This window comes from Streptomyces sp. NPDC043861 (assembly GCF_056435905.1).
This window is the reverse complement of the sequence record NZ_JBWKDP010000010.1, coordinates 172307-197235: the sequence shown is the minus strand read 5'-3', so window position 1 is coordinate 197235 and position 24929 is coordinate 172307. Positions and strand designations below refer to the sequence as shown.

24 protein-coding genes and 2 pseudogenes are annotated in these 24929 nt (G+C 70.3%); 7 read left to right on the top strand and 19 right to left on the bottom strand.

All coding sequences use genetic code 11. The features are described from left to right. Window position 1: 1 nt before the first annotated feature. On the bottom strand, window positions 2-988 hold the full coding sequence (locus AC068D_RS23385) for an aspartate carbamoyltransferase catalytic subunit (RefSeq protein WP_478824972.1): 987 nt from the start codon (window positions 986-988) through the stop codon (window positions 2-4). An 87-nt stretch (window positions 989-1075) separates the two neighbouring features. Further along, window positions 1076-1690 (bottom strand): bifunctional pyr operon transcriptional regulator/uracil phosphoribosyltransferase PyrR, encoded by a 615-nt coding sequence (gene pyrR / locus AC068D_RS23380; protein ID WP_478824971.1) that lies wholly within the window; start codon window positions 1688-1690, stop codon window positions 1076-1078. Between the two features lie 219 nt (window positions 1691-1909). Here pyrR and bldD point away from each other — a divergent pair, with 219 nt between their 5' ends. Beyond that, window positions 1910-2410 (top strand): transcriptional regulator BldD, encoded by a 501-nt coding sequence (gene bldD / locus AC068D_RS23375; RefSeq protein WP_006379429.1) that lies wholly within the window; start codon window positions 1910-1912, stop codon window positions 2408-2410. Between the two features lie 500 nt (window positions 2411-2910). On the opposite strand, the gene nusB is transcribed toward bldD, so the two are convergent. From nusB to aroC, 8 genes are all read right to left on the bottom strand, one after another. Next, window positions 2911-3342, bottom strand: a complete 432-nt coding sequence (gene nusB / locus AC068D_RS23370) for a transcription antitermination factor NusB (RefSeq protein ID WP_478824970.1) — start codon at window positions 3340-3342, stop codon at window positions 2911-2913. 2 nt (window positions 3343-3344) lie between these two features. Then, a complete protein-coding gene (efp, locus tag AC068D_RS23365; protein ID WP_478824969.1) occupies window positions 3345-3911 on the bottom strand; it encodes an elongation factor P in 567 nt (188 codons plus the stop codon). 71 nt (window positions 3912-3982) lie between these two features. After that, window positions 3983-5098, bottom strand: a complete 1116-nt coding sequence (locus tag AC068D_RS23360) for a M24 family metallopeptidase (RefSeq protein ID WP_478824968.1) — start codon at window positions 5096-5098, stop codon at window positions 3983-3985. Window positions 5099-5617: 519 nt separating this feature from the next. Then, window positions 5618-6433 (bottom strand): Pro-rich N-terminal domain-containing protein, encoded by an 816-nt coding sequence (locus AC068D_RS23355; protein ID WP_478824967.1) that lies wholly within the window; start codon window positions 6431-6433, stop codon window positions 5618-5620. Window positions 6434-6565: 132 nt separating this feature from the next. Further along, entirely contained in the window at window positions 6566-7006 is a 441-nt protein-coding gene (gene aroQ, locus AC068D_RS23350; protein WP_478824966.1) for a type II 3-dehydroquinate dehydratase, read from the bottom strand. Continuing rightward, window positions 7003-8121, bottom strand: a complete 1119-nt coding sequence (aroB, locus tag AC068D_RS23345) for a 3-dehydroquinate synthase (RefSeq protein ID WP_478824965.1) — start codon at window positions 8119-8121, stop codon at window positions 7003-7005. The genes aroQ and aroB overlap by 4 nt, the downstream gene beginning before the upstream one ends. Further along, the gene (locus AC068D_RS23340) at window positions 8118-8600 is read right to left on the bottom strand and encodes a shikimate kinase (RefSeq protein WP_478824964.1); all 483 of its coding nucleotides are present in this window, start codon (window positions 8598-8600) and stop codon (window positions 8118-8120) included. Before AC068D_RS23340 ends, aroB begins: the two co-directional genes overlap by 4 nt. Window positions 8601-8758: 158 nt before the next feature. Further along, on the bottom strand, window positions 8759-9943 hold the full coding sequence (aroC, locus tag AC068D_RS23335; protein ID WP_478824963.1) for a chorismate synthase: 1185 nt from the start codon (window positions 9941-9943) through the stop codon (window positions 8759-8761). Window positions 9944-10202: 259 nt separating this feature from the next. Here aroC and AC068D_RS23330 point away from each other — a divergent pair, with 259 nt between their 5' ends. Then, window positions 10203-10649 carry a spore-associated protein A gene (locus AC068D_RS23330; RefSeq protein WP_478824962.1) on the top strand — a complete coding sequence of 149 codons (447 nt, stop codon included), beginning with the start codon at window positions 10203-10205 and terminating at the stop codon, window positions 10647-10649. A 100-nt stretch (window positions 10650-10749) separates the two neighbouring features. Here AC068D_RS23330 and AC068D_RS23325 read toward each other — a convergent pair whose 3' ends face one another. The 7 genes from AC068D_RS23325 to rpsD all read right to left on the bottom strand — a co-directional run bounded on the left by AC068D_RS23325 (window position 10750) and on the right by rpsD (window position 18272). Continuing rightward, window positions 10750-11571, bottom strand: coding sequence for a shikimate dehydrogenase (locus AC068D_RS23325; RefSeq protein WP_478824961.1), 822 nt, complete (start codon window positions 11569-11571; stop codon window positions 10750-10752). Next, complete coding sequence (gene mltG / locus AC068D_RS23320) at window positions 11568-13376, bottom strand: endolytic transglycosylase MltG (protein ID WP_478824960.1); 1809 nt, start codon at window positions 13374-13376, stop codon at window positions 11568-11570. The genes AC068D_RS23325 and mltG overlap by 4 nt, the downstream gene beginning before the upstream one ends. Window positions 13377-13477: 101 nt before the next feature. Next, window positions 13478-13942, bottom strand: coding sequence for a Holliday junction resolvase RuvX (gene ruvX, locus AC068D_RS23315; RefSeq protein ID WP_478824959.1), 465 nt, complete (start codon window positions 13940-13942; stop codon window positions 13478-13480). Between the two features lie 8 nt (window positions 13943-13950). Beyond that, window positions 13951-16620, bottom strand: coding sequence for an alanine--tRNA ligase (gene alaS / locus AC068D_RS23310; protein WP_478824958.1), 2670 nt, complete (start codon window positions 16618-16620; stop codon window positions 13951-13953). Continuing rightward, complete coding sequence (locus AC068D_RS23305) at window positions 16620-16967, bottom strand: DUF6167 family protein (RefSeq protein WP_478824957.1); 348 nt, start codon at window positions 16965-16967, stop codon at window positions 16620-16622. Before AC068D_RS23305 ends, alaS begins: the two co-directional genes overlap by 1 nt. 5 nt (window positions 16968-16972) lie before the next feature. After that, complete coding sequence (locus AC068D_RS23300; protein WP_478824956.1) at window positions 16973-17404, bottom strand: DUF948 domain-containing protein; 432 nt, start codon at window positions 17402-17404, stop codon at window positions 16973-16975. A 256-nt stretch (window positions 17405-17660) separates the two neighbouring features. Further along, the gene (rpsD, locus tag AC068D_RS23295) at window positions 17661-18272 is read right to left on the bottom strand and encodes a 30S ribosomal protein S4 (RefSeq protein WP_453666812.1); all 612 of its coding nucleotides are present in this window, start codon (window positions 18270-18272) and stop codon (window positions 17661-17663) included. A 56-nt stretch (window positions 18273-18328) separates the two neighbouring features. On the opposite strand from rpsD, the gene AC068D_RS23290 reads away from it, so the two are divergent. Beyond that, window positions 18329-19219 (top strand): DUF2470 domain-containing protein, encoded by an 891-nt coding sequence (locus AC068D_RS23290; protein WP_478824955.1) that lies wholly within the window; start codon window positions 18329-18331, stop codon window positions 19217-19219. 252 nt (window positions 19220-19471) lie between these two features. On the opposite strand, the gene AC068D_RS23285 is transcribed toward AC068D_RS23290, so the two are convergent. Then, window positions 19472-20821, bottom strand: a complete 1350-nt coding sequence (locus AC068D_RS23285) for a replication-associated recombination protein A (RefSeq protein ID WP_478824954.1) — start codon at window positions 20819-20821, stop codon at window positions 19472-19474. A gap of 45 nt (window positions 20822-20866) precedes the next feature. Continuing rightward, window positions 20867-21514 (bottom strand): vitamin K epoxide reductase family protein, encoded by a 648-nt coding sequence (locus AC068D_RS23280; protein WP_478824953.1) that lies wholly within the window; start codon window positions 21512-21514, stop codon window positions 20867-20869. A gap of 136 nt (window positions 21515-21650) precedes the next feature. Here AC068D_RS23280 and AC068D_RS23275 point away from each other — a divergent pair. From AC068D_RS23275 to AC068D_RS23260, 4 genes and pseudogenes are all read left to right on the top strand, one after another. Beyond that, window positions 21651-22307 (top strand): annotated as a pseudogene (locus tag AC068D_RS23275) (ABC transporter ATP-binding protein); the annotation flags it as partial. A gap of 3 nt (window positions 22308-22310) precedes the next feature. After that, window positions 22311-22994 (top strand): annotated as a pseudogene (locus AC068D_RS23270) (ABC transporter permease); the annotation flags it as partial. Then, entirely contained in the window at window positions 22952-24193 is a 1242-nt protein-coding gene (locus AC068D_RS23265; protein ID WP_478824952.1) for a sensor histidine kinase, read from the top strand. The pseudogene AC068D_RS23270 and the gene AC068D_RS23265, both read left to right, overlap by 43 nt. Then, window positions 24190-24810, top strand: coding sequence for a response regulator (locus AC068D_RS23260; RefSeq protein ID WP_478824951.1), 621 nt, complete (start codon window positions 24190-24192; stop codon window positions 24808-24810). Before AC068D_RS23265 ends, AC068D_RS23260 begins: the two co-directional genes overlap by 4 nt. The last annotated feature ends 119 nt before the right edge of the window (window positions 24811-24929 follow it).

Sequence of the window (24929 nt, the reverse complement as noted above, 5' to 3'; positions counted from 1 at the left end):
GTTACTTCGTCTCCTCGGTGCGGGCTGTGGCGACAGGGGTGGCGGGCTCGGAGCCGCCGAGCAGCAGATAGAGAACGGCCATACGGATCGACACCCCGTTGGCGACCTGCTCGACGGCGGTGCACCGGTCGGAGTCGGCGACTTCCGCGGTGATCTCCATTCCGCGGTTCATCGGGCCCGGGTGCATGACCACGGCGTGCTCGGGCATCCGGGCCATGCGATCGCCGTCCAGGCCGTAACGGCGCGAATACTCGCGCTCGGTCGGGAAGAAGGCGGCATTCATCCGTTCGCGCTGCACACGCAGCATCATCACGGCGTCCGACTTCGGCAGCACGTCGTCGAGGTTGTACGAGATCTCGCAGGGCCAGGTCTCGACGCCGACCGGCACCAGGGTGGGCGGGGCCACGAGGGTGACGTGGGCGCCGAGCGTGGTGAGCAGGTGGACGTTCGAGCGTGCGACCCGGCTGTGCAGGACGTCGCCGACGATCGTGATCCGGCGGCCCTCCAGGTCGCGCCCCATTCCGGCGTCCCGGCCGACGAGCCGGCGTCGCATGGTGAAGGCGTCGAGCAGAGCCTGGGTGGGGTGTTCGTGGGTGCCGTCGCCCGCGTTGACGACGGCCCCGTCGATCCAGCCCGAGTTCGCGAGGCGATAGGGAGCGCCGGAGGCGTGGTGGCGGATGACGACGGCATCCGCTCCCATGGCCTCCAGGGTCAGCGCGGTGTCCTTCAGGGACTCGCCCTTGGAGACCGAGGAACCCTTGGCGGAGAAGTTGATGACGTCGGCGGAGAGGCGCTTGGCCGCCGCCTCGAAGGAGATCCGGGTCCGCGTGGAGTCCTCGAAGAAGAGGTTGACGACGGTCCGTCCGCGCAGGGTGGGAAGTTTCTTGATCGGCCGGTCGGCGACCCGTGCCATCTCCTCGGCGGTGTCGAGGATGAGGACGGCGTCGTCACGAGTGAGGTCGGCGGCCGAGATGAGGTGATGCTTCATCTGGGTGTGCTCCGGTATGTGGAGGTTTGCGGGCATGCAGGCGCGCGGGCGCACGCCCGTAGGGCAGGCAGGAGCCCTACAGGGGCGCTACTGCTCGCCGGCCGGGGCGGTCTCGCTCCCCCGGCCCTCGGCCGGGGGGACCCCCATCTCGCTTCGCGAGCCGAGCAGCACGGTGTCGCGACCGTCCTCCTCGGCGAGTTGGACCTTGACCGTCTCCCGCAGCGACGTCGGGAGGTTCTTGCCGACGTAGTCGGCACGAATGGGCAGTTCGCGGTGGCCGCGGTCGACGAGGACCGCCAGCTGGACGGCGCGCGGGCGGCCGATGTCGTTCAGCGCGTCGAGAGCGGCGCGGATGGTGCGGCCGGAGAAGAGCACGTCGTCGACCAGGACGACCAGACGGCCGTCGATGCCGTCGGCGGGAATGTCCGTGCGTGCGAGTGCGCGCGCGGGACGGAGCCGCAGGTCGTCGCGGTACATCGTGATGTCCAGGGAGCCGACCGGGATCGTGCGGCCGGTGATCTCGGCGAGCTTGTCGGCGAGTCGGCGGGCAAGATGGGTCCCGCGCGTCGGGATGCCGAGGAGCACCACGTCTTCGGCGCCCTTGGCGCGTTCGACGATCTCGTGGGCGATGCGGGTCAGTACCCGCGCGATGTCGGGGCCCTCAAGCACGGGGCGCGCGACATCGGGGTTGTGCGTGTCCATACGAAACGGACCTCCTTCTCCGCCTCACGGGACGGACCTTAAAGGACGTCGGAATTTGCGCCGTCCACGCTACCAGGGACCGGCCCGGCCCTGGTCACACCCCCTCGGGAGGGTCGTACGGACCTTTCGGCTTGACGCAGCCAAGTAACGCTGCGTAACCTCACAGTGAGTGACCAGCCGCGCGGCGGAGCCGCGTCGTTACAGTGTCCGGGGAGCTATATGTCCAGCGAATACGCAAAACAGCTCGGGGCCAAGCTCCGCGCCATCCGCACCCAGCAGGGGCTCTCGCTCCACGGGGTGGAGGAGAAGTCCCAGGGCCGCTGGAAGGCCGTCGTCGTCGGGTCCTACGAGCGCGGGGACCGTGCCGTGACGGTGCAGCGTCTCGCCGAGCTGGCCGATTTCTACGGTGTCCCGGTGCAGGAGCTCCTTCCGGGCACCACGCCCGGCGGCGCGGCCGAGCCGCCGCCGAAGCTCGTCCTGGACCTGGAGCGCCTTGCCCACGTCCCCGCGGAGAAGGCCGGCCCGTTGCAGCGTTACGCCGCGACGATCCAGAGCCAGCGCGGCGACTACAACGGCAAGGTGCTGTCGATCCGCCAGGACGATCTGCGCACGCTCGCCGTCATCTACGACCAGTCGCCGTCGGTCCTCACCGAGCAGCTGATCAGCTGGGGTGTGCTGGACGCGGATGCGCGTCGGGCCGTCTCACACGAAGAGGGCTGACGCCGCAACAGCAGAAACGTGCCGCCGGGCCGGGGGAAGCAGGGCTTCCAACCCGGCCCGGCGCGTTTTTCGGTGCGCTGCGGCTCAGGCTCACGGCGCGGACCGCCGGGCCCTCTGTGCACGCCGCCCGCAGCGGTCCCCCCTGCACTGTGGTGCCCGCGCGCACCGGAGGGTCCGCCCCCCGCATGCCGGGCGCACCGGCCTTCCTCTCCGTGCCCACGCGCACCGGAGAGCTCCCGACCCCGCATGCCGCGGTTTCCGTCCCTGAGGACGGGCGCACCGGGCCGTCCGGCCCCGCCCACCGCCACGCGGCGGACCTTCGTTTGAGTGCCCTCACCCCGCGCCGTCCCGGGCACGGCGTGCACGCCCGGCGTGGCCGGCTCCGTTCGTCTCCGCGAAGGCCGAGGCGGTGTTTCCGCACGGTCCGGTGGGCGTGGACGCGCCGAAGGCCCGCAGCGCATCGCTGCGGGCCTTCGTGGCCGGGTGCGTGCCGGTGGGGCTCAGGCGTCCCGGCGAAGACTCGGCTTCAGGTCCTTGAAGCGGCCGAGGAGGCCGTTCACGAAGGACGGGGAGTCGTCCGTGGAGAACTCCTTGGCGAGCTGCACCGCCTCGTCGATCACCACCGCGTCCGGAGTGTCGTCCACCCACACCAGCTCGTACGTACCGAGCCGCAGGATGTTGCGGTCGACGACGGGCATGCGGTCGAGCGTCCAGCCGACCGCATAGGTGGCGATCAGCTCGTCGATCCGGGCCGCGTGCTCCGCGTACCCCTCGACCAGCTCCATCGTGTACTCCGTGACCGGCGGCTGACGGTCGTCGGTCCGCGCGTGCCGGATCCAGTCGGCGAGGACGGTCTGCACGGAGACTCCGCGCTGGTCGGCCTCGAAAAGGATCTGGAAGGCGCGCTTGCGGGCCTTGTTGCGAGCAGCCACGGTTAGCTGTTCACCCGGCCGAGGTAGTCGCCGGAACGGGTGTCGACCTTGATCTTCTCACCGGTGGTGATGAAGAGCGGGACCTGGATGGTGTAGCCGGTCTCCAGGGTGGCGGGCTTGGTGCCACCGGTGGAGCGGTCACCCTGGACGCCGGGCTCGGTCTCCTGGATCACCAGCTCGACGGCGGCCGGGAGCTCGACGTAGAGCACCTCGCCCTCGTGCGTGGCGACGGTGGCGGTGAAGCCCTCGATCAGGAAGTTGGCGGCGTCGCCGACAGCGGGGCGCGAGACATGCAGCTGGTCGTACGTCTGCATGTCCATGAAGACGAAGTAGTCGCCATCCATGTACGAGAACTGCATGTCGCGGCGGTCGACGGTGGCCGTCTCGACCTTGACGCCGGCGTTGAACGTCTTGTCGACGATCTTGCCGGACAGCACGTTCTTGAGCTTGGTGCGCACGAAGGCCGGGCCCTTGCCGGGCTTGACGTGCTGGAACTCGACGACGGACCAGAGCTGGTCGTTGTCGAGCTTGAGCACCATGCCGTTCTTGAGGTCGTTCGTGGTGGCCACGGTTGCGGAATCTCCTGGACTGACGCTGGTGGACGACCGCGGAACGCGAAGGTGCACGCTGCCGCTGCGCGCTAGAGCGCGAGCAGCTCCTTGGTCGTGATGGTGAGTAGCTCGGGTCCGCCGTCCGCCTCCTGGCGTACGACGAGCGTGTCATCGATCCGGACCCCGCCCCGGCCCGGGAGGTGGACTCCCGGTTCGACGGTGACCGGCACACAAGCGTCCAGTTTACCCATGGCCGCAGGTGCCAGCTGCGGGTCTTCGTCGATTTCGAGCCCGACGCCGTGGCCGGTCCAGGCCGTGAGGCTGTCGCCGTGGCCCGCGGCGTTGAGCACTTGGCGGGCCGCCCGGTCCACGTCGCGGTACTCCGCGCCGGGGGCCAGGGCCTCGCGACCTGCGCGCTGAGCGGCGAAGACGAGGTCGTACAGCTCGATCTGCCAGTCGGCGGGGGTGGTGCCGATGACGAACGTACGGCCGATCTCGCAACGGTAGCCGCGGTAGTTGGCGCCGAGGCAGACGGAGAGGAAATCTCCTTCTTCGACCCGGCGGTCGGAGGGGCGGTGACCGCCGAGCCCGGCGTTGGGGCCCGTGGACACGGAAGTGGGGAAGGCCGGGCCGTCGGCCCCGTGGTCCACCAGACGCCGCTCGAGCTCAAGGGCGAGATGGCGCTCGGTGCGGCCGACGAGGATGGATTCCAGCAGCTCGCCGAGGGCCTGGTCGGTGATCTCGGCGGCAATGCGGATACAGGCGATCTCGTCCTCGTCCTTGACCATCCGCTGCTGTTCGACACAGCCCCCGAGATCGGACAGACGCAGATGTGGGGCCACGGAGCAGAGGGCCCGATGGCGGGCGACGGTGAGGTGGTGCTCCTCGACGGCGAGGGAGTCGGCGCCCGCCGCGCCCGCATCCTGTGCGGCAGCGACGGCCGGGTCGCCTCCGTTGCCGGCCAGCACGGTCTGGCGCAGCTCCTCGTCGAGCCTGCCCTCCGCCGGGTCGCCGCTGGGGTTGCCCGGGCAGACCAGAACGTCCCCGGCGGGCCCGTCGGGGCCGAGCAACAGCACGGCACCGGGCGGCGCACCCCCGGCCAGGTACCGGACGTTGGCGGGCCGCGACACCAGGGCCGCGGCGCTCCCTGCGGCTGCGAATCTGTCCCGCAACCGTCCGCGGCGGGCAGCGAAGACCTCGGACATGACACGAGCCTAAGAGCGGCGGGACGATTCGGCCGGTCGAGCGCGTCCGTGCGGGGTGTGCGCCTCCTTCACCCGGGGTTGTTCCCCCTCCCCCGTGCACCGCAGAGGTGTACTGGTCCGAAGCCCCGCGGGCGGCCCCTTCACCCGTCCGGCCCATGCGCGGTGCCGGTGCCCGTCGGTCCCGCCCTTGCCGGACCGTCCGGCCCATGCGCGGTGCCGGTGCGGCCGTCGGCCCCGCCCGTGCCGGACCGTCCCGCCCATGCGGTGCCGGTGCCCGTCCGTCCCGCCCGTGCCGGTGCACCTGCTGTCGGGGCGTATGCGGTACGGGTTCCTCCGCCTCCGGGTGGTCGCCGGCAGGTCCGCCCCGGTCGGTCCCGGGCCCCACGAGGCTGCGGGTGCTCAGCCGACCCGTGCCGGAGCGGTTGCTTTCGGGTCCGCCGGCCCGGGTGTGGGGGCCGGCGCCACCGTCCGGGGAGGAGCGGCACTCACCGGCCGCGGCCTGCGGCGCGCGCCCGGGCGCTACCAGGCGGGAGGGCTCGCGATGGACCGTGCCAGAACGTCGTCGAGGATGCGGGCCGTGGTTTCGACGTCGCAGTGGGAGTTGTCGATGATCGGGAGACCGGAGCCGTACCAGCCGGCCATACGGCCGTGGATGCTCGCCACTTCCTCGTCGGAGAGCCTGCGGTTGCCGCTGCGCTCCGCGTTCCGCTCCAGGACGACCTCGAGGCCGGGGAGCATGACGACGGGGAGCAGACCGGGGCCCACATGGCGCTTCCACCCACCGAGGCCGACGACGGGACGGTCGGGGAAGACCGCGTCGTCGAGGATGCAGGAGATGCCGTTGGCCAGGAAGTTGCGTGCGGCGAAGCCGCAGGTGCGACGGGCGAGACGGTACTGCGCCTCGGACTGGTCGTTCCATCCGGACTGGGGGTCGGCGAAGCCGGAACACACCCATTCGCGGACGTCGTCGAGGCTGATGTGGGCCGTGGGGACACGGCGCCGGGAGGCCCAGTGGCGGGCCACGGTCGTCTTTCCCGCGCCGGCCGGGCCTATGAGGAGCACGGCGAGTGTGGCGGAGCCGGTGCCGTTGTCGGCGGGGGCCGCGGGCACGGGGACCGGTCCGCCCGGAGGCAGCTGCACGTGTCCCGTGGTCTCAGGGGACGGACGCATCCCGGCGGCGTGCGGAGCGGGGCCGTTCCAGCCCGGAGCGGGCGCGCTCTGGGGCGGCAGGGGCGGGCCGGGGTGCTGGGCCTGGTGTCCCCACCCGGCCGCCGGCCCGTGACCGGGCCGACCGGGACCATTGGGCGGCAGCGGAGCTCCCACTGCGTGCTGCATCCGGTGCCACTCCGTCTCGTACGACTTCACGCTGGTCGGGCGGCAGTTGACCGCCCGCCCCGAACGGTACCTTCCCCGGTCGGCACTGTGGGAACGGCCGGGGCCGGTACGAAGTGCCCCGACCGGCCGCGTTCAGTCGCCGAGTTCGTCGGCCAGCGCGCGCAGAGCCAGCCGGTACGAGCCGATCCCGAAACCCGCGACCGTGCCGGAGGCGACGGCCGCGACCACCGAAGTGTGGCGGAATTCCTCCCGTGCGTAGGGGTTCGAGATGTGGACCTCGATGAGCGGAGCGGTCCGCTGGGCCGCCGCGTCACGCATCCCGTAGGAGTAATGCGTGAACGCACCGGGGTTGAGAACGACCGGAATTGATCCGTCCGCCGCCTCGTGCAGCCAACGGATCATCTCGCCCTCGTCGTTCGTCTCGCGTACGTCGACCTCGAGGCCGAGCTCCTTGCCGAGTGCCCGGCAGGCGTCGACGAGGCCCGCGTACGACGTGGCGCCGTACACATCGGGCTCGCGGGAGCCGAGCCGCCCGAGGTTCGGCCCGTTGAGGACGAGAACGCGACGGCTCATGCGGAGACCTCGCCGAAAGCGGCCAGCAGGACCGCCGGGTCCGGGCCCTCCAGCACGGTCGGCTTGGCGAGACCGTCGAGCACGATGAAGCGCAGCAGGTCCCCGCGCGACTTCTTGTCGACCTTCATGGTCTCCAGCAGCTTGGGCCACTGGTCGCCGCGGTAGGTGAGGGGAAGCCCGACGGACTGCAGGACGGTGCGGTGCCGCTCGGCGGTCGCGTCGTCGAGCCGTCCGGCCAGCCGCCCGAGTTCGGCGGCGAAGACCATGCCGACGGAGACGGCGGCGCCGTGCCGCCACTTGTATCGCTCGTTCTTCTCGATCGCATGCGCCAGCGTGTGACCGTAGTTGAGGATCTCGCGGAGGCCCGACTCCTTGAGGTCGCTGGAGACGACCTCGGCCTTGACCCGGATGGAACGTTCGATGAGCTCCGCGGTGTGCGGGCCCGCCGGGGTGCGCGCACCCTCCGGGTCCGCCTCGACGAGGTCCAGGATGGCCGGGTCGGCGATGAAGCCGGCCTTGATGATCTCGGCCATGCCACTGACGTAGTCGTGGACGGGCAGCGAGTCGAGCGCGCCGAGGTCGCACAGCACTCCGGCCGGCGGGTGGAACGCACCGACGAGGTTCTTGCCCTCGGCGGTGTTGATGCCGGTCTTGCCGCCGACGGCAGCGTCGACCATCGCGAGCACCGTCGTCGGTACGGCGACCCAGCGCACTCCGCGCAGCCAGGTCGCCGCGACGAACCCGGCCAGGTCGGTGGTGGCGCCGCCCCCGACGCCGACGATGACGTCGGTGCGGGTGAATCCGGTCTGGCCGAGGGCTTTCCAGCAGTACGCCGCGACCTCGACGGTCTTGGCCTCCTCGGCGTTCGGCACCTGGATGGCGACGACCTCGTACCCCTGGTCGGCGAGGTCCTGCCGGACCGCGTCGCCGGTCTCGGCGAGCGCCTCCGGGTGGATGACGGCGACGCGCTTGGCCTTGGGGCCGATCAGCCCGGGAAGTTCGCCGAGCAGCTGTCGGCCGACGAGCACCTCGTACGGGTCGCTGCCCGCTCCGCCAGCCACCGCTGGGAGGTCCGAGCCGCCTACCTGGATGCGGGTCACAGCCTGGTCCGTCATACGTCCTTCAATTCGAGTGCGTCGAGGACCGCCTGGGCGACCTCTTCGGGGGTGCGGCCGTCGGTGGCGACGACGACACGCGCGACTTCCGTGTACAGATGACGGCGAGCCTCCATCAGCTCGCGCCACTGGCGGCGCGGGTTGACGGCGAGCAGCGGGCGGGCCGTGTTCAGACCGACACGGCGCACGGCTTCCTCGACGTCCATGGAGAGATAGACGACCGGCAGTCCGGCCAGCAGCTCCCGGGTTCCCTCGTCGAGGATGGCACCACCGCCGAGGGCGAGGACACCGGTGTGCTCGGCGACGGCGGTGCGTACGGCGGCGCGCTCCAGCTCCCGGAAGTGCGGCTCGCCCTCCTCGATGAAGATGTCCGAGATCTCCCGGCCCTCGGCGACGACGATGTCGGCGTCGGTGTCCCGGTAGCCGGTGCCGAGGTGCCCGGCCAGCAGGCTGCCGACCGTGGACTTGCCGACGCCCATCGGTCCGATCAGAACGACCCGCGGTCCGCGCTCCCCCGGAGCTGACGCCCGGGGCGGGGCACTCCCGGCGGAGTCAGGGGACGCGCCCCCGGATCCGCCCGTCCGGCGCCCGTGCGGCTCCTCGTTCGACCGCAGCCCGGAGGTCTCGCGTTCGTCGCTCACCGGATGGCCAGGTTCTCGAGGTAGGACTGCACATTGCGGCGGGTCTCGGGAACGCTGTCACCGCCGAACTTCTCGGCGACCGCATCTGCGAGGACCAGCGCGACCATGGCCTCGGCGACGATGCCGGCGGCCGGCACCGCGCAGACGTCGGAGCGCTGGTGGTGGGCGGCCGCCGCCTCGCCGGTGGAGACGTCGATGGTCTTCAGCGCGCGGGGCACGGTGGCGATCGGCTTCATCGCGGCACGGACGCGCAGCAGCTCACCGGTGGTGAGTCCGCCCTCGGTGCCGCCGGAGCGGCCGGTGGTGCGCCTGATTCCGTCCTCGGTGGCGACGATCTCGTCGTGCGCCTTGGAGCCGGGCACGCGGGCGAGCTCGAAGCCGTCGCCGACCTCGACGCCCTTGATGGCCTGGATACCCATGAGGGCGGCAGCCAGCCGGGCGTCCAGGCGCCGGTCCCAGTGGACGTGCGAGCCCAGGCCGACCGGTACCCCGTAGGCGAGGACCTCGACGACGCCTCCGAGTGTGTCACCGTCCTTGTGGGCCTGGTCGATCTCGGCGACCATCGCCTTCGACGCATCGGCGTCCAGGCAGCGGACGGGGTCGGCGTCGAGCCGCTCGACATCGGCGGGCGTCGGGTACACGCCGTACGGAGCCTTGGCAGCGGCCAACTCCACGACGTGCGAGACGATCTCGATGCCCGCGGCCTCCTTGAGGTACGACCGGGCGACCGCCCCGAGAGCGACGCGTGCGGCGGTCTCGCGGGCGCTGGCGCGCTCCAGAACCGGCCGGGCCTCGTCGAAGCCGTACTTCTGCATACCGGCGAGATCGGCATGGCCGGGCCGGGGCCGGGTCAGCGGGGCGTTCCGGGCCAGCTCGGCCAGTTCGGCCGGGTCGACCGGGTCGGCGGCCATGACCTTGTCCCACTTGGGCCACTCGGTGTTGCCCACCATGATCGCGACCGGCGAGCCCATGGTGAGGCCGTGGCGCACGCCGCCCAGGAAAGTGATCTCATCGCGCTCGAACTTCATCCGCGCACCGCGTCCATAGCCGAGGCGCCGCCGGGCCAGGTGGTCCGCCACCATCTCCGTGGTGATCGGGACACCGGCGGGAAGACCCTCCAGCGTCGCCACCAGTGCGGGGCCGTGCGACTCCCCCGCGGTCAGCCAGCGCAACCTGCTCAACGGTGCTCCTCCTGCTCACGCCCATCATGCGTACGGCGACGGCACGACCGCGTGCGCGGCCTGTCCGGCCACTTCCGATCCTCCCACGCCGGGAGGGCTCCCGGTTCCACTGTCCGCGTTGCGGACGCTGGGGTCCACGAGTTCAACCAATGACAAGAATCAGCCATTTCTTGATCATCGATTTCTCGAAGAGTTCTTCCATGACAGAAGAGTTGATCATTACTGTCCCAGACTCCCACCTCTTCTCCCTATTTGGACAGTGACGCGAAGACTCGCCCGTGGCCTGGCCACCGTGACCGCCGCCCTCGGCCTGACCCTGGGCCTGGCCACGTCCGCCCAGGCAGCCGGCAACCCCGTTTCGGTCTGCGGCTCGGGCTACTACGTCCAGTCGTCCCACAAGCTCGGGGCGTACATCGACGGTGGCGGCCCTCAGGCCGTCGTCCACCTGCTCTACAACGCCTCCAGCGGCTACAACTGCGTGGTGACCGTGGTCACCGGCGAGAAGAGCGGTCTTCCCGTCTCCGCCTCGGTCAGGGCGGAGGGCGGCGCCTGGGTGACGGACAGCGGGAAATACAACTCCTACGCCGGGCCGGTGCGGGTGAAGGCATCGGGCAAGTGTGTCCAGTACCAGGGGACGACCCGGTGGTGGACCGCTCACACGCCCAAGACGGACACGTACACGAGCCCCTTCGGCTGGTGCGGCTGAGCCGCGCACAGCGGCCCGGGCACTGATGTCCGTACGCCGCAGGGAAGGGGCCACCGGACGGAATCCGGTGGCCCCTTCCTTCATCCTGTGGCTCCGTCCGTCACGCCAGGGCCGCGCGCCCTGCCGCTCGCATCGCCGCCAGCGGAGACCGGATCTCGCCCGTGAACTGCGCGAACTGCAGGACCGCCTGGTGGACCAGCAGATCGAGGCCGCCGACGACGGTCCCTCCCTGCTCGGCCCAGGCAGCCGCGAGCGGGGTGGGCCAGGGGTCGTAGAGCACGTCGAAGAGGGTGCCGGGGCGGTCCGGGACATAGGGGACGAGGGCGTCCGCGGCACCGGCGGGGGTGGTGGCGATGACCAGCGGGGCATCGAAGGCGTGTCCCGCCTCCGCCCAGTCGGCGGTGTGGACCTCGACGCCGAGCCGCTCGCCCCAACGGCGCATCTCGTCGGCGCGGGCGTGGGTGCGCACATACGCGGTCACGGGGCCGGTGCAAACCCCCGCGAGCGCGGCGAGCGCGGAGGACGCGGTCGCGCCGGCGCCGAGCACGGCGGCGTACTCCACCTTTTCCACTCCGTGCTCACGCAGCGCCGAGACCATGCCGGGGACATCCGTGTTGTCTCCCTTACGGCGGCCGTCCTCGGTGAACACGACGGTGTTGACGGCCTCGACCGAGGCCGCGGTGTCGCTGATCTCGTCGAGCAGCGGGATGATCGCCCGCTTGAGCGGCATGGTCAGGGACAGCCCGGCCCAGGAGGCGTCGAGCCCCTCGACGAAGCCCGGCAGCTCCCCCTCGTTGACCTCGAAGCTGTCGTACGACCAGTCGGTGAGGCCGAGCTCCGCGTAGGCGGCGCGGTGCAGCACCGGTGAGAGGGAGTGGGCGATCGGCGATCCGAGCACCGCCGCCCGGCGTGGGCTACTCACTGTCCGGACTTCTTCCGTTCCTCGTTGTACCTCTGACGGTTGCGCTCGTGCTCCGCGTTGGTCTCGGCGAACAGCGTCTCGTCCTCGGTGACCGACACGAAGTAGTACCAGGGGCCCGGGGTCGGCTTGATGGCCGAATTGAGCGCGGACACTCCCGGATTCCCGATCGGCCCGGGCGGAAGGCCCTTGACGTAGTACGTGTTGTACGGGTCCTTGAACGTGCGGACCTTGTTCACCCCGCCGATGTCCAGGGTGCTCTTGCCCGTCGCATAGTTGACCGTGGAGTCGAAGTCGAGGAGGCCGAAGGTCTCCTTGTTGTCCGGCTTGAGCCGGTTGTAGACGACCCGCGAGACCTTGTCGAAGTCGTGCTTGTACTTTCCTTCGGCCTGGACGAGGCTCGCCACGGTGATCAGTTCGAGCGGCGACTTCAGCCCGAGTTTCGCGGCTTCGGCCTCGAGGTTCCTCTTGCCGTATTCCTCGTTCGCCCTAGCGACCATCTTCTTCAGGATGTCCTCGGGCTTGGCCCCATTCGAGATCGGATAGCTCGCAGGGAAGAGGAAACCTTCCAGCGGATCCTTGACATCGGGGCCGCCCTTCGCCCATTCCGGCAGGCCGAGGGTCTCCGCCTGCTTCTCGGCGACGGACTCCGTGGTTCCGGCCTTGATGCCGAGCCGCGTGTCGATCTGCTTGTAGACGTACGAGTTGCGCTTGCCCTCCGGAATGATCAAGGCATTGAGGCTGTCGAGTTTCAGCATGGCCTCGACGGCACTCGCTGCGGACATCTCCTTCTTGAGGAGGTACACGCCCGCCTGGATCTTGTTTCCGTCGGGGTTCTCGCCCTGCGCCGCGACGAAGGCATCGACGCTCTTCACGACGCCGGCGTCCTTCAGGGCATTGCCGATCGCAGCGCCGGTCGCCCCCTGCGGGATCTCGACCTCGACGCTGCCGGTACCGGTGCCCACGTAGTCGGGCGCCACGCCGAACTTGTTCTGCCAGAACTGGTAGCCGGCGTAGCCGAGGCCGCCGACACCGCCCACGAGCACCACTGCGACGACCAGGCAGGCGATGCCGCTGCGGCCCTTCTTCTGCTTCTTGGTCTTGCCACGGCGGTCGCTCCCGCCACCACGGCTCGACCCGCCGGGCTCGTCGCCGTCGTCGTCATCGCCCCCACCGGTGAAGAAGGGATGAGTCTCCTCCTCCGGCTCTTCCTGCCACTCCTGGTCCCGCTCGGCCTCCGGCCCGGGTTCGGGAGCCGTCGGGGTCCGGTGGCCCGGGGGCTGGGGCGGCGGATAGGCGTCGGGGGTGCTGTAGAGGTCGGGGCGTTCACCGCCGTAGGAGGCGCCCGCAGCCGGGTCGTACGGCATCGCGGTCTGCTGCCCGGTGTCCCAGGTTCCCGTGCCGTACTGCCGGCCCGAATAGTTCTGGTCCCCGTACTGACCGGGACTGCCGTACTGCTGCTGGGGATCGGCGTACTGCTGGGGCGGACCCGCGTACTGCTGCTGATCGCCGTAGCGCTGCTGGTACTGCTGTTGGTCGCCGTACTGCTGGGGTGGGCCCCCGTAGTACTGCCCGTCGCCGTACTGCTGCTGATCCCCGTACTGCTGCTGGTAGGCGTCCTGGTACCCGCCGCCGTACTCCTGCTGCGGCTGCTGCTGGTGGTGCTCCGGCCGGTACGGCTGCTGCGGGCCGTCGTACGGCGCGGCATGGCCGTCAGGACCCTGCTGACCTCTCCACCCCTGGTCCCCGTACAGCGGGTCCTCGGGGTGCCACGGTTCGGGGCCGGAGCCCCGTCCATATTCAGTCATCGATCCCCAAACAGCCGCGAGGGGTCCGGACGGTCCGCCTCTACGTAGTGCGGCAGCTGTTCGAACGCCGCCGCGTCGCGCGGAACGTTACCGTATCGCGATCAGATGACCACTTCGACGCTCTCTCCGGGAGGATTACCCGATACCCGTTCGGACTCAAGAGCGTTCTGAAGGATGATCACAGCGGCCGCCTGATCGATGACAGAACGGCCCTTTTTGGACGTGACGCCGGAAGCTCGAAGCCCCTGGCTGGCCGACACTGTGGTCATCCTCTCGTCCACGAGCCGCACGGGCACCGGTGCGATGCCGCGCGCGAGCTCCTGGGCGAAGCCACGGACCTTAACCGCCGCCGGACCTTCGCCGCCGCTGAGCGAGCGGGGCAGCCCGACGACGACCTCAAGGGGTTCGTACTCCTCGACGAGCTGCCGAAGGCGCCGGTGCGCGGCCGGGACATCACGTCCCGGAACGGTCTCCACCGGGGTGGCGAGGACCCCGTCGGGGTCGCACGAGGCGACCCCGATCCGGGCGTCCCCGACGTCGATCGCAAGCCGACGTCCTCTGCGCATGGCCGAGGTCACGCCGTCTCGGCGACGAGGCGCTCGACGGCGCCGATCGCATCGCCGATCGCGTCCGGGTTCTGCCCGCCGCCCTGGGCGACGTCCGGCTTGCCGCCACCGCCGCCGCCGAGGGTCTTGGCGGCCGCGCGGACCAGCTCGCCGGCCTTGAGGCCGCGCTCGCGGGCGGCCTCGTTGGTGGCGATGACGGTCAGCGGACGGCCGCCCGCCGTGGTGAACAGCGCCACGACGGCCGGGCGGTCACCGGGAATGCGGCCGCGCACGTCGAGGACCAGCTTGCGCAGATCGTCGGCGGACGTGCCGTCAGGGACCTGACCGGTGACCAGAGCGGTGCCGCGGACGTCCTTGGCGCCCTCGGCGAGCCCGGCAGCGGCCTGGAGCACCTTCTCCGCGCGGAACTTCTCGATCTCCTTCTCGGCGTCCTTCAGCTTGCCGAGCATGGCGGCGATCTTCTCGGGCAGCTCCTCCGAGCGGCCCTTGACGAGCTCCTGGAGCTGGGCGACGACCGTGTGCTCCTTGGCGAGGAAGTTGTACGCGTCGACGCCGACGAGGGCCTCGATACGGCGTACGCCCGAGCCGATGGACGATTCGCCGAGCAGCTTCACCAGACCCAGCTGGGCGGTGTTGTGCACATGGGTACCGCCGCAGAGCTCCTTGGAGAAGTCACCGATGGTGACGACACGGACCCGCTCACCGTACTTCTCGCCGAACTCGGCGATGGCGCCCTGCTTCTTGGCCTCGTCGATGCTCATGACCTCGGCCTGGACGTCGAGCTCCCGGGCGAGCACCTCGTTGATCTTCTGCTCGACATCGGTCAGGACCGTGCCGGGTACGGCGGCGGGCGAGCCGAAGTCGAAGCGGAAGCGTCCCGGGGAGTTCTCGGAGCCGGCCTGGGCGGCCGTCGGGCCGAGGGCGTCACGCAGCGCCTGGTGGGTGAGGTGCGTGGCGCTGTGGGCACGGGCGATCGCGCGGCGGCGCCTGACGTCGATGGCGGCGTAGGCGGAGGCGCCCACGGTCACCTCGCCGACCTGCACCGATCCCTTGTGCACGGAGACACCCGGGACCGGCTGCTGCACATCGCGGATCTCGATGACGGCACCGCTGCCGAGCTTGATCCGGCCCTGGTCGGCGAGCTGACCGCCGCCCTCGGCATAGAACGGGGTGCGGTCGAGGACGACCTCGACCTCGTCGCCCTCGGAGGCGGCGGGTGAGGGCACACCGTCGACGAGCAGACCGACGATGGTCGTCTCGCCCTCGGTGGAGCCGTAACCCGTGAACTCGGTGGACCCTGAGGTGTCGGCGACCTCGCGGTAGGCGGAGAGGTCGGCGTGGCCGGTCTTCTTGGCCTTGGCGTCGGCCTTGGCCTTGTCCCGCTGTTCCTTCATCAGACGGCGGAAGCCGTCCTCGTCCACGGACAGCCCCTGCTCGGCGGCCATCTCCAGGGTGAGGTCGATCGGGAAGCCCCAGGTGTCGTGGAGCAGGAACGCCTTGTCGCCGGAGAGGACCGTGCCACCGACGGCCTTGGTCTCGGTGACGGCGGTGTCGAGGATGTTGGTGCCGCTCTTGAGGGCCTTGAGGAAGGCGGCCTCCTCGGCGACAGCCACGGTCTCGATGCGCTTGCGGTCGGTCTCCAGCTCCGGGTACTGCTCGCCCATGGTCTTGATGACCACGTCGACGAGAGCGGCGGCGACCGGCTCGGTGGCGCCGAGCAGGCGCATGTTGCGGATGGCGCGGCGCATGATGCGGCGCAGCACATAGCCCCGGCCCTCGTTGCCCGGCGTGACACCGTCGCCGATGAGCATCACGGACGTACGGAGGTGATCGGCGACCACCCGAAGGGACACATCGCTGGCGGCGTCGGCACCGTAGCGGACACCGGTGAGCTCGGTGGCCTTGTCCATGACGACACGCAGGGTGTCGGTCTCGTACATGTTCTGCACGCCCTGCAGGATCATGGCGAGACGCTCGAGACCGAGACCTGTGTCGATGTTCTTGCTCGGAAGGTCACCGAGGATGTCGAAGTCCTCCTTGCCGGTGCCCTCCCCGCGTTCGTACTGCATGAAGACCAGATTCCAGATCTCCACGTAGCGCTCGTCGTTGACGGCCGGGCCGCCCTCGGGGCCGAACTCGGGACCCCGGTCGTAGTTGATCTCCGAGCAGGGACCACAGGGACCGGGGACGCCCATGGACCAGAAGTTGTCCTTCTTGCCGAGGCGCTGGATGCGCTCGGCGGGAACGCCGACGACATCGCGCCAGATGCGCTCGGCCTCGTCGTCGTCGAGGTAGACGGTGATCCAGAGCTTCTCCGGCTCCAGGCCGTAACCGCCGTCCGCCACGGAGCCGGTGAGCAGCTCCCAGGCGAGCTTGATGGCGCCTTCCTTGAAGTAGTCGCCGAAGGAGAAGTTGCCGCACATCTGGAAGAACGTGCCGTGGCGCGTGGTCTTGCCGACCTCTTCGATGTCGGGCGTGCGCACGCACTTCTGCACGCTGGTGGCGCGCGGGAACGGCGGCTTGACCTCGCCCAGGAAGTACGGCTTGAAGGGGACCATGCCCGCGGGGACCAGAAGCAGAGTCGGGTCGTCCGCGATGAGCGACGCCGAAGGCACGACGGTGTGCCCGCGCTCCTCGAAGAAGCTCAGCCAGCGGCGGCGGATTTCAGCCGACTCCATCAGTGGTCCTCATTCCGGTTGTACGAGCGCTTCTCGTCAAGCATCTCGTAGTGCTTCTTGTCCTGCTTCTGGTTTTCGAGGGCCGCGAGGCGGCGCTGCGCGGGCAGCGCCGCGTCGACAGGCGCCTCCAGCCCCAGGGCCTCGCCGAGCTCGGCCTCGCGCTGGACCATCCCGGCCCGTACGTCGAGGGCGAAGTCCTTGAGGCGGTGCCCGGTCCGGATCGCCTTGTTCGCGGCCTGTGCGGCCAGGCTCTCCGGAGTCAGCTGCCTGAGCTTGCGGTTGACCTTGGTGGTGGCCCACACGCCGGCGGCGGCGCCCGCGGTGAACCAGAACGCACGACGGAACATCGCGCTCAGCCCTTCTGCTTGCGGCGCCTCGCGGCCGGTACGGTGCGGCCGACGACGACCGTGCGACGGGTCTGCGCGGGCGGCGCTTCGGTCTTGTTGCGGCTCATCGCCCGGCGCACGCCGTAGCCGAACGCCGCGACCTTCACCAGCGGGCCGCCGAAGGTCGAGGCGACGGTGGTGGAGAGCGCCGACGCATTGGAGGTGACCTCCTGGACGTCGGAGGCGATGGCGTCGACCCGGTCCAGCTGGGTCTGCGCGGAGCGGACGGTCGCGGATGCGTCGGCCAGCAGCGGCACCGCCTGTTCCGTCACGTCCGCCACCAGCTTGGTGGTCGCCCTGAGCGTCTGGGCCAGCCTCACCAGCACCACGGCGAGGAAGGAGACCAGGATCGCCCAGAAGACGGCCACCAGGATCCCGGCAACCTCTCCACCGGTCACGCTGCACCGCTCTCTGCTTCTCGAGGGTCACTTCGAAAGTCGTGTCCGACCCTATCGCGCCGGAGGTCGCGCTCCGTACCGGATCAGTGGCCGCGGAACGGGAGTTGCGCGGGCCGATTTTACGGAATGCTCATCGCTGCGCACGCTCCGCCCACCGGGCGGAACGGCCGGACAACGCGAGAGCCCGCCGCTCCCCACCGGTGAGGGCGGGAGGCGGCGGGCTCGGGCGTGAAGCCGTGGTGCTACGTCCGCTGGATCAACGGGCGTAGTACTCGACGACGAGCTGCTCGTCGCAGATCACCGGGATCTCCTTGCGGTTCGGCTCCCGGTCCATGCGGAAGGCGAGCGCCTTGAGGTTGACCTGCAGGTAGCGCGGGGTCTCACCATCGGGCGCGTAGCCACCCTCACGGGCGACCTGGAACGGGTGCTTCTCGCGGGAGCGCTCGCGGACCGTGACGACGTCATCGGGGCGGACACGGAAGGAAGGCTTGTCGACCTTGCCGCCGTTCACCTCGATGTGGCCGTGGACGACCATCTGACGGGCCTGGTAGATCGTGCGGGCGATACCGGAGCGGAGCACCAGGGCGTCGAGACGGCGCTCGAGCTCGATGATCAGGGCCTCACCGGTCTTGCCCTGGACCTTGCTGGCGCGCTCGTAGGCGCGGACCAGCTGACGCTCGGAGACGTCGTACTGGGCGCGAAGACGCTGCTTCTCGAGCAGACGGACCTTGTAGTCCGAGTTCTGCTTGCGGCCACGGCCGTGCTCACCCGGCGGGTAGGGGCGAGCCTCGAAGTACTTGACGGCCTTCGGCGTCAGGGCGATGCCGAGTGCACGCGACTTCTTGACCTTGGGTCGCGACTGGTTCACGGGGAACCTACCTCCATGTAAGTTAGGTGAGCCTTACCTTATTCGAGGAGGACGTAATGTCTCGACCACATGGGATCTCCCTGCCCAGTGCGCATCGCAGTTCAGACGACTCGAGTGAATCGGTGTCTGCTTACGACGACGATGAACAAGGTCAGCCGCGTCCCAGGGAAGGCGCTCGGCAGCCCACCAAAGCCGAGCGCGTACGAACCCTCGTTGAGTACAACGCCTCAGTATCCCTCACGCTGCCGAGTGCTCGCGACCACGGGCCCGGATTCTGGGAACCCGCGGCGCGCACCGTCACACCTGAGGGAGACGTCGTTCTCCTTGTGCCCTGGGATTCTCCCACGGCCAGGGCCGCGGCCTACGCCCAGGACGACGACCTGCCCTGCGTGATGGAGATCACGGACGTCGCCCCCGTCGCAGTCCGCCAGCGGATCCGTGGCCGCGCCTGGGTGGCCGGTTGGCTCACCGCCGTCCGCAACGAGGACCGCGCCCGGTGCATCGAGCTCCTCGCCGAGCGGCACCCCGTGGGTGCGGTGCTGGAGAGCGACGGCGAGCGGCCCGCCTGGATGCCGGTGCGGCTGGAGGTCGGCGAGATCTCGGTCGACGACCTGTGGGGCGCGGGCTGTGTCGAGCCCGAGGACCTGGCCCGTGCGGAGGCGGATCCGATCGCGCGGCACGAGGCGGATCTGCTCCAGCATCTCCACTCGGCGCACGGCGACCAGGTGCGCGGGCTTGCCACGCTGCTCGGCGACCGGGTGGACGAGGTCCTGGTGGCGGTCCGGGACGTGACCCCGATGGCTCTGGACCGGTTCGGGCTGCGGGTGCGCTTCAGCGGGACGGACGACCGGATCTTCGACGCGCGCTTCGACTTCCCCGAGCCGGTCCGGGACACCGGCGATCTGCGGCAGGCGATGCACACCCTGTTCGCCGCGGCCATGGGGTGAGGCGGCCGGGCGGCCGCACCGCCGCTGCTGAGGGCTGTCCCGTAATCCCCGGTGGATCAGCGCGCGGCGTCGGATGCATGGGGTCTGCCCGGGCCCGCCAGGGCCGAGGGGAAGCATCGCAAGGCGGAGTCGCGTCCTCGTACTGGGCGTGTTCGAGCACTCCGACAACGCGGCCTGGGGGTGCCTCCCAGCGGTATCCGATGGAGCGCCGTGGCTGTCGTCGTGCGCCCTCCGGGGATCACGGGACAGCCCTCAATCGCCCCTGAGGCGCTCGCGGACCTTCTCCACCACGTCCGCGTAGCGCGCCTCCGCGCCGTACCGCGTCGGTTCGTAGTAGCGCTTGCCGTGGATCGCATCCGGGGCGTACTGCTGCGTGGCGATGGCGCCCGGGACGTCGTGCGGATACACATAGCCCTGGGCATGTCCGAGCTTGGCCGCGCCCTTGTAGTGGCCGTCGCGCAGATGGGCCGGGACGGCGCCCGCGAGTCCGTTCCGCACGTCCGCCAGGGCGGCCCCTATCGCGGTCGTCGCCGCATTGGACTTCGGCGCGAGGGCCAGGGCGATGGTGGCATGGCTGAGGGTGAGGGCCGCCTCGGGGAACCCGATCATGGCGACGGCCTGGGCAGCGGCCACGGCCGTGGGCAGGGCGGTCGGGTCGGCGAGGCCGATGTCCTCGCTGGCCGAGATCATCAGACGGCGGGCGATGAACCGGGGGTCCTCCCCCGCCTCGATCATCCGGGCCAGATAGTGCAGTGCCGCGTCCACGTCGGAGCCGCGGATGGACTTGATGAGCGCGCTGGCCACGTCGTAGTGCTGGTCGCCGTCGCGGTCGTACTTCACCGCGGCGCGGTCGACCGTCTCCTCGACGGTCCGCAGGAGGATCTCCTGCTCGCCGACCGCGAGCGCCGCACCCGCAGCGGCCTCCAGCGCCGTCAGTGCACGCCTGGCATCGCCCCCGGCGATGCGCAGCAGATGGGCCTCCGAGTCCTCCGCCAGCGTCACGGCGCCGTCGAGCCCGCGCTTCTCGGTCAGCGCCCGGCGCAGCAGCCCGCGCACATCGTCCTCGGCGAGCGGCTCCAGCGTGAGCAGCAGGGAGCGGGAGAGCAGCGGGGAGATCACCGAGAAATACGGATTCTCGGTGGTCGCCGCGATCAGCGTCACCCAGCGGTTCTCCACGGCCGGCAGCAGGGAGTCCTGCTGGGCCTTGCTGAAGCGGTGGATCTCGTCGAGGAAGAGGACGGTCTCCTTGCCGAAGCCGCCGGCAGCGCGGCGGGCGCCGTCGATGACCGCCCGCACCTCCTTGACGCCCGAGGTGATCGCGGAGAGCTCGACGAAGCGCTTGTTGGTGGCCTTCGAGACCACATAGGCGAGAGTCGTCTTGCCTGTTCCCGGCGGTCCCCAGAGAATCACCGACGAGGCGCCTGCCGGCCCTCCGCCGCCTTCGCCGACGAGCCGCCGCAGCGGAGACCCCGGCTTCAGCAGATGCTGCTGGCCGACGACCTCGTCCAGGGTGCGCGGGCGCATCCGGACGGCGAGGGGACTCGCGGTCGGGTCCTTCTCCTGGCGCTCCTCGGCGGCTGCGGTAAAGAGATCGGGCTCCACGGCATGAAGCCTAGGCGAGGGCACTGACAATGCCGTAGGGACCCGTCAGCCGGTCCAGAAGTCCCACCAGCGGGTCAGCACCAGCATGCCGATGATTCCGGTGTGCAGCACGGGCAGCACCCAGGTGAACTCGGCGAGGAAGTTCTTCGCCCAGGCCGGAGCCGGCAGCAGGCCCCTGCGGACGTTGTGCGAGGTCACGTACCAGAACATGACGATCGTGGCGACCCAGGCCAGGCAGCACCAGAGGCACAGCGCGTTGATGCTGTACAGCGACTGGTACTGCAGCCAGGTGCAGAACCCGATGCCGAAGAGCGTGCCGGCGTTGAGCGTCAGCCAGTACCAGCGGCGGAAGCGGGCCCCGGCGAAGAGACTCATGCCGACGCCGATCACGATCGCGTAGGCGGCGAGTCCGAGCATCGGGTTGGGGAAGCCGAAGGCGGACGCCTGTTCGCTCTCCATGACGCTGCCGCAGGAGACGATCGGGTTGAGGCTGCAGCCGGGGGTGAACGTCTTCCCCGCGATCTTGGCCTCGAGGATCTTGAACTTGTCGATCGTGATGACCCATGAGGCCAGCAGACCGGCAGCACCGGTGATCACGAGCAGCCACGCGAGGGCGCGGCTCCCTCCGACGGCGCCGCGCACGCCCTCCTCGTCCTGGCCGGAGGACACGCCGTCAACCGCTGCTGTCGTCATATCGCCGTTCCATCACTCGGGTCACTGCTGGGCATCGTCATTCTGCCGCACGCCTGCCCTTGTCCACCGTTCGATGGACATAAGGACCTACGCACGGGGGGACCGGCCGCCGGGATTCCGCCGGAGCCTGTGGAACATGACGACAACAGCGGTGGAGGTACGCGGGCTTCGCAAGCAGTACGGCGAGGTGACGGCGGTGGACGGGCTGGACCTGACGATCCGGCGGGGGGAGGTCTTCGGCCTCCTGGGGCCCAACGGGGCCGGCAAGAGCACGACGGTGGAGATCCTCCAGGGGCACCGTGACCGGGACGGCGGCGAGGTCTCCGTACTCGGAGCGGACCCGGCCAAGGGCGGGCGGGTCTGGCGCTCCAAGGTGGGGATCGTCTGGCAGGACGAGTCGGCGCCTGCGGAGCTGACCGTCCGCGAAAGCGTCGAGCACTTCGCCCGCTACTGTCCGGCGCCGCGCGATCCGGGCGAGGTCATCCGTCTCGTGGGTCTGGAGCAGAAGGCGGATCTGCGGGTGAAGGGCCTCTCGGGCGGCCAGCGGCGGCGGCTCGACGTGGCACTCGGTGTGATCGGCGGTCCGGAACTGCTGCTGCTCGACGAGCCGACGACCGGCTTCGACCCGGCGGCCCGCCGCCAGTTCTGGGACCTGATCCGGCTGCTCGCGGGCGAGGGCACCACCATCGTGCTCACGACGCACTACCTGGAGGAGGCCGAGGCGCTCGTCGATCGCCTCGCCGTCGTCGCACGCGGAAGGGTCGTCGCCGAGGGCGAGCCTGCCGAACTGCGCGGCCTCTTCGCCTCGATCTTCGACGACGACGTGGAGGGCTCCGGGGTCACCGCGGCCCAGCTCTACGCGGCCGGCATGGTGGCCGCGGGCATCATGTCCACCAGCTTCCAGTCGCTGGGCATCGCCATCGCGGTCGAACGGGACGAAAAGGTGCTGCGCCGGCTGCGCGGCACACCGATGCCGCCCGCCGCGTACTTCCTCGGCAAGGTCTGGATGGTGCTCGTGACCGGGCTGGCCGAGACCGCCGTCCTCCTGGTCGTGGGCTCGGCACTGTTCGGCCTGGACCTGCCGTCCACCGCGGCGAAGTGGCTCACCTTCGGCTGGGTCTTCGCACTCGGCATCACCGGTTGCGCGCTGCTGGGCATCGCCATCAGCAGCCTGCCGAAATCCGGCAGGAACGCGAGCTCCGTCGTCGTCCTGCCCTTCCTGATCCTCCAGTTCACCTCCGGGGTGTTCATCCCTGTCGGCACCCTCCCCTCCTGGCTCCTGGACATCAGCTCCTTCTTCCCCCTCAAGTGGATGTGCCAGGGCTTCCGCGGCATCTTCCTGCCGGAGTCGGCCGCCGTCCTCGAACCCGCAGGCAGCTGGGAGTTCGGCACGATCGCCCTGGTCCTCGGGGCCTGGTGCATCGGAGGATTGGTCCTGTGTCTGCTGACCTTCAGGTGGAAGAGCCGCCACGACGGCTGACGGAGTCCGCGAAGGCGGGCGGGATGCGCGACTCCCATGTCTGGGACCGCTCGTCCCGCCCGTGGGACATCTACTACTCCGTGGTGTGGCTGGCGACCGCGGCCTTCGTCCTGGGGGCCGATCACCCCGCACCGGGCTACCGGTTCACCGCCGTCGCACTGCTCACCCTGCTCATCCCCTGGTACGTCCTGGTCGGCCGGCCCCGGATGCTCGACGCCGGCGCCGACGACGCGCGGGCCTCCCTGGCGTACGTGGCCGGGGCGGTCCTGCTCTTCCTCCCGCCCGCGTTCCTGGTGGGCGAGACCCGGCTGATGACCTTTGCCCTCGCACCGCACTGCTTCATGCTGCTGCCCATGCGGCGGGCGCTGGTGTCGCTGGCCGTCGTGAGCCTCGTGCCGGTGGCCGGCTGGGCACTGGTCTGGCAACCGGAGGCCCATCAGGTCTTCTTCAACGCGGCGTCCTCGGCGATCACCCTTGCCTTCTCCGCCTTCTTCGGTGTCTGGATCGACCGGATCATCGAGCAGAGCAGGGACCGGGCCGTGCTCATCGCCGATCTGGAGGCCAGTCGCGAGGAGGTGGCCCGGCTCTCGGCGGAGCGCGGCGCCCTCACCGAACGGGAGCGGATGTCCCGGGAGATCCACGACACGCTGGCCCAGGGCTTCACCAGTCTGCTGATGCTCGTGCAGGCGGTGCAGTCGGAACTCGACACGGATCCCTCGCAGGCTCGGCGCCATCTCGACCTCATGGCAGTGACGGCACGTCAGAATCTGGCCGAGGCACGGGCGTTGGTCACCGGAGGTGCGCCGGCCGATCTCGACGGCGGCTCACTTCGGGAAGCCGTGTCCCGGCTGGCAGCCCGACACGATCCGCCGGCGACGGTCTCGGTGACCGGCCGGGCCGCGCCGCTGCCGGCCGCCCTGGAGGTGGTCGCCCTGCGCAGCTGCCAGGAAGCCCTGGCGAACGCCGCGAAGCACGCGGGCCCCGGGGCGGAGGTGGCACTGTCCCTGGCCTACGGTGATCATGAACTGACCGTGTCGGTCAGGGACACCGGCCGGGGTTTCGACCCGGCCGCGCCCAGCCGGGGCTACGGACTGCGCGGCCTGCGGGCACGCGCGGCCGAGGTCGGCGGCACCGCAGACGTCATCAGCACGCCCGGCGAGGGCACCACGGTCACCGTCGCCCTGAGGAGTCGTCCATGATCCGCGTCCTGCTCGCCGACGACCATCCCGTGGTACGGGAGGGGCTGCGCGGGATGCTCAGCGCCGAGTCCGATCTGGAGGTCGTCGGTGAGGCCGCGAACGGGCCGCAGGCCGAGGCCCTGGCCGTCGAACTGCGGCCGGACATCGTGCTGATGGATCTGCGGATGCCCGGCGGCGACGGCGTCGACTCGATCACCCGCATGACGGCTGCGGGGCTGTCCTGCCGCATCGTGGTCCTGACCACGTACGAGACGGACCGGGACATCCTGCGCGCGGTGGAGGCCGGTGCTGCGGGATACCTGCTGAAGGACATGGCTCGAGCGGAGCTCGCCGACGCCGTCCGTGCCGCCGTCCGCGGTGAGACGGTCCTGGCCCCCTCCGTGGCGGCCCGACTGGTCGACCAGCTCCGCACCAGGCCGGAGCGTCCGCGACTCTCGGACCGCGAGGTGGCGGTTCTGCGTCTCGTCGCGGACGGGGCGACGAACGCGGAGATCGGGCGGCGGCTGTATGTGGCCGAGTCCACGGTGAAGACTCATATGCTGCGCATCTTCAACAAGCTGGACGTCACCGACCGCACCGCGGCCGTGACGAGCGCGATGCGCCACGGGCTGCTGTAGTTCCCCGCCGGGCACCTCCCGGCCGGAACCCGTGCCCTGACCGGGGGTTCCGTGCCGGTCCCGCACCTCGCACGCCGGTCCGGGCCGACGGGGCCGGTCCCGGACCGGCCCCTGGGGCA

Bases quoted from the DNA above. Each gene is read 5' to 3' on its own strand.
- AC068D_RS23385 (WP_478824972.1), bottom strand. From the start codon at position 988: ATGAAGCATCACCTCATCTCGGCCGCCGACCTCACTCGTGACGACGCC.
- pyrR (WP_478824971.1), bottom strand. From the start codon at position 1,690: ATGGACACGCACAACCCCGATGTCGCGCGCCCCGTGCTTGAGGGCCCC.
- bldD (WP_006379429.1), top strand. From the start codon at position 1,910: ATGTCCAGCGAATACGCAAAACAGCTCGGGGCCAAGCTCCGCGCCATC.
- AC068D_RS23360 (WP_478824968.1), bottom strand. From the start codon at position 5,098: ATGTCCGAGGTCTTCGCTGCCCGCCGCGGACGGTTGCGGGACAGATTC.
- AC068D_RS23355 (WP_478824967.1), bottom strand. From the start codon at position 6,433: ATGCAGCACGCAGTGGGAGCTCCGCTGCCGCCCAATGGTCCCGGTCGG.
- aroQ (WP_478824966.1), bottom strand. From the start codon at position 7,006: ATGAGCCGTCGCGTTCTCGTCCTCAACGGGCCGAACCTCGGGCGGCTC.
- aroB (WP_478824965.1), bottom strand. From the start codon at position 8,121: ATGACGGACCAGGCTGTGACCCGCATCCAGGTAGGCGGCTCGGACCTC.
- AC068D_RS23340 (WP_478824964.1), bottom strand. From the start codon at position 8,600: ATGGGCGTCGGCAAGTCCACGGTCGGCAGCCTGCTGGCCGGGCACCTC.
- mltG (WP_478824960.1), bottom strand. From the start codon at position 13,376: ATGACTGAATATGGACGGGGCTCCGGCCCCGAACCGTGGCACCCCGAG.
- ruvX (WP_478824959.1), bottom strand. From the start codon at position 13,942: ATGCGCAGAGGACGTCGGCTTGCGATCGACGTCGGGGACGCCCGGATC.
- alaS (WP_478824958.1), bottom strand. From the start codon at position 16,620: ATGGAGTCGGCTGAAATCCGCCGCCGCTGGCTGAGCTTCTTCGAGGAG.
- AC068D_RS23305 (WP_478824957.1), bottom strand. From the start codon at position 16,967: ATGTTCCGTCGTGCGTTCTGGTTCACCGCGGGCGCCGCCGCCGGCGTG.
- AC068D_RS23290 (WP_478824955.1), top strand. From the start codon at position 18,329: ATGTCTCGACCACATGGGATCTCCCTGCCCAGTGCGCATCGCAGTTCA.
- AC068D_RS23280 (WP_478824953.1), bottom strand. From the start codon at position 21,514: ATGACGACAGCAGCGGTTGACGGCGTGTCCTCCGGCCAGGACGAGGAG.
- AC068D_RS23260 (WP_478824951.1), top strand. From the start codon at position 24,190: ATGATCCGCGTCCTGCTCGCCGACGACCATCCCGTGGTACGGGAGGGG.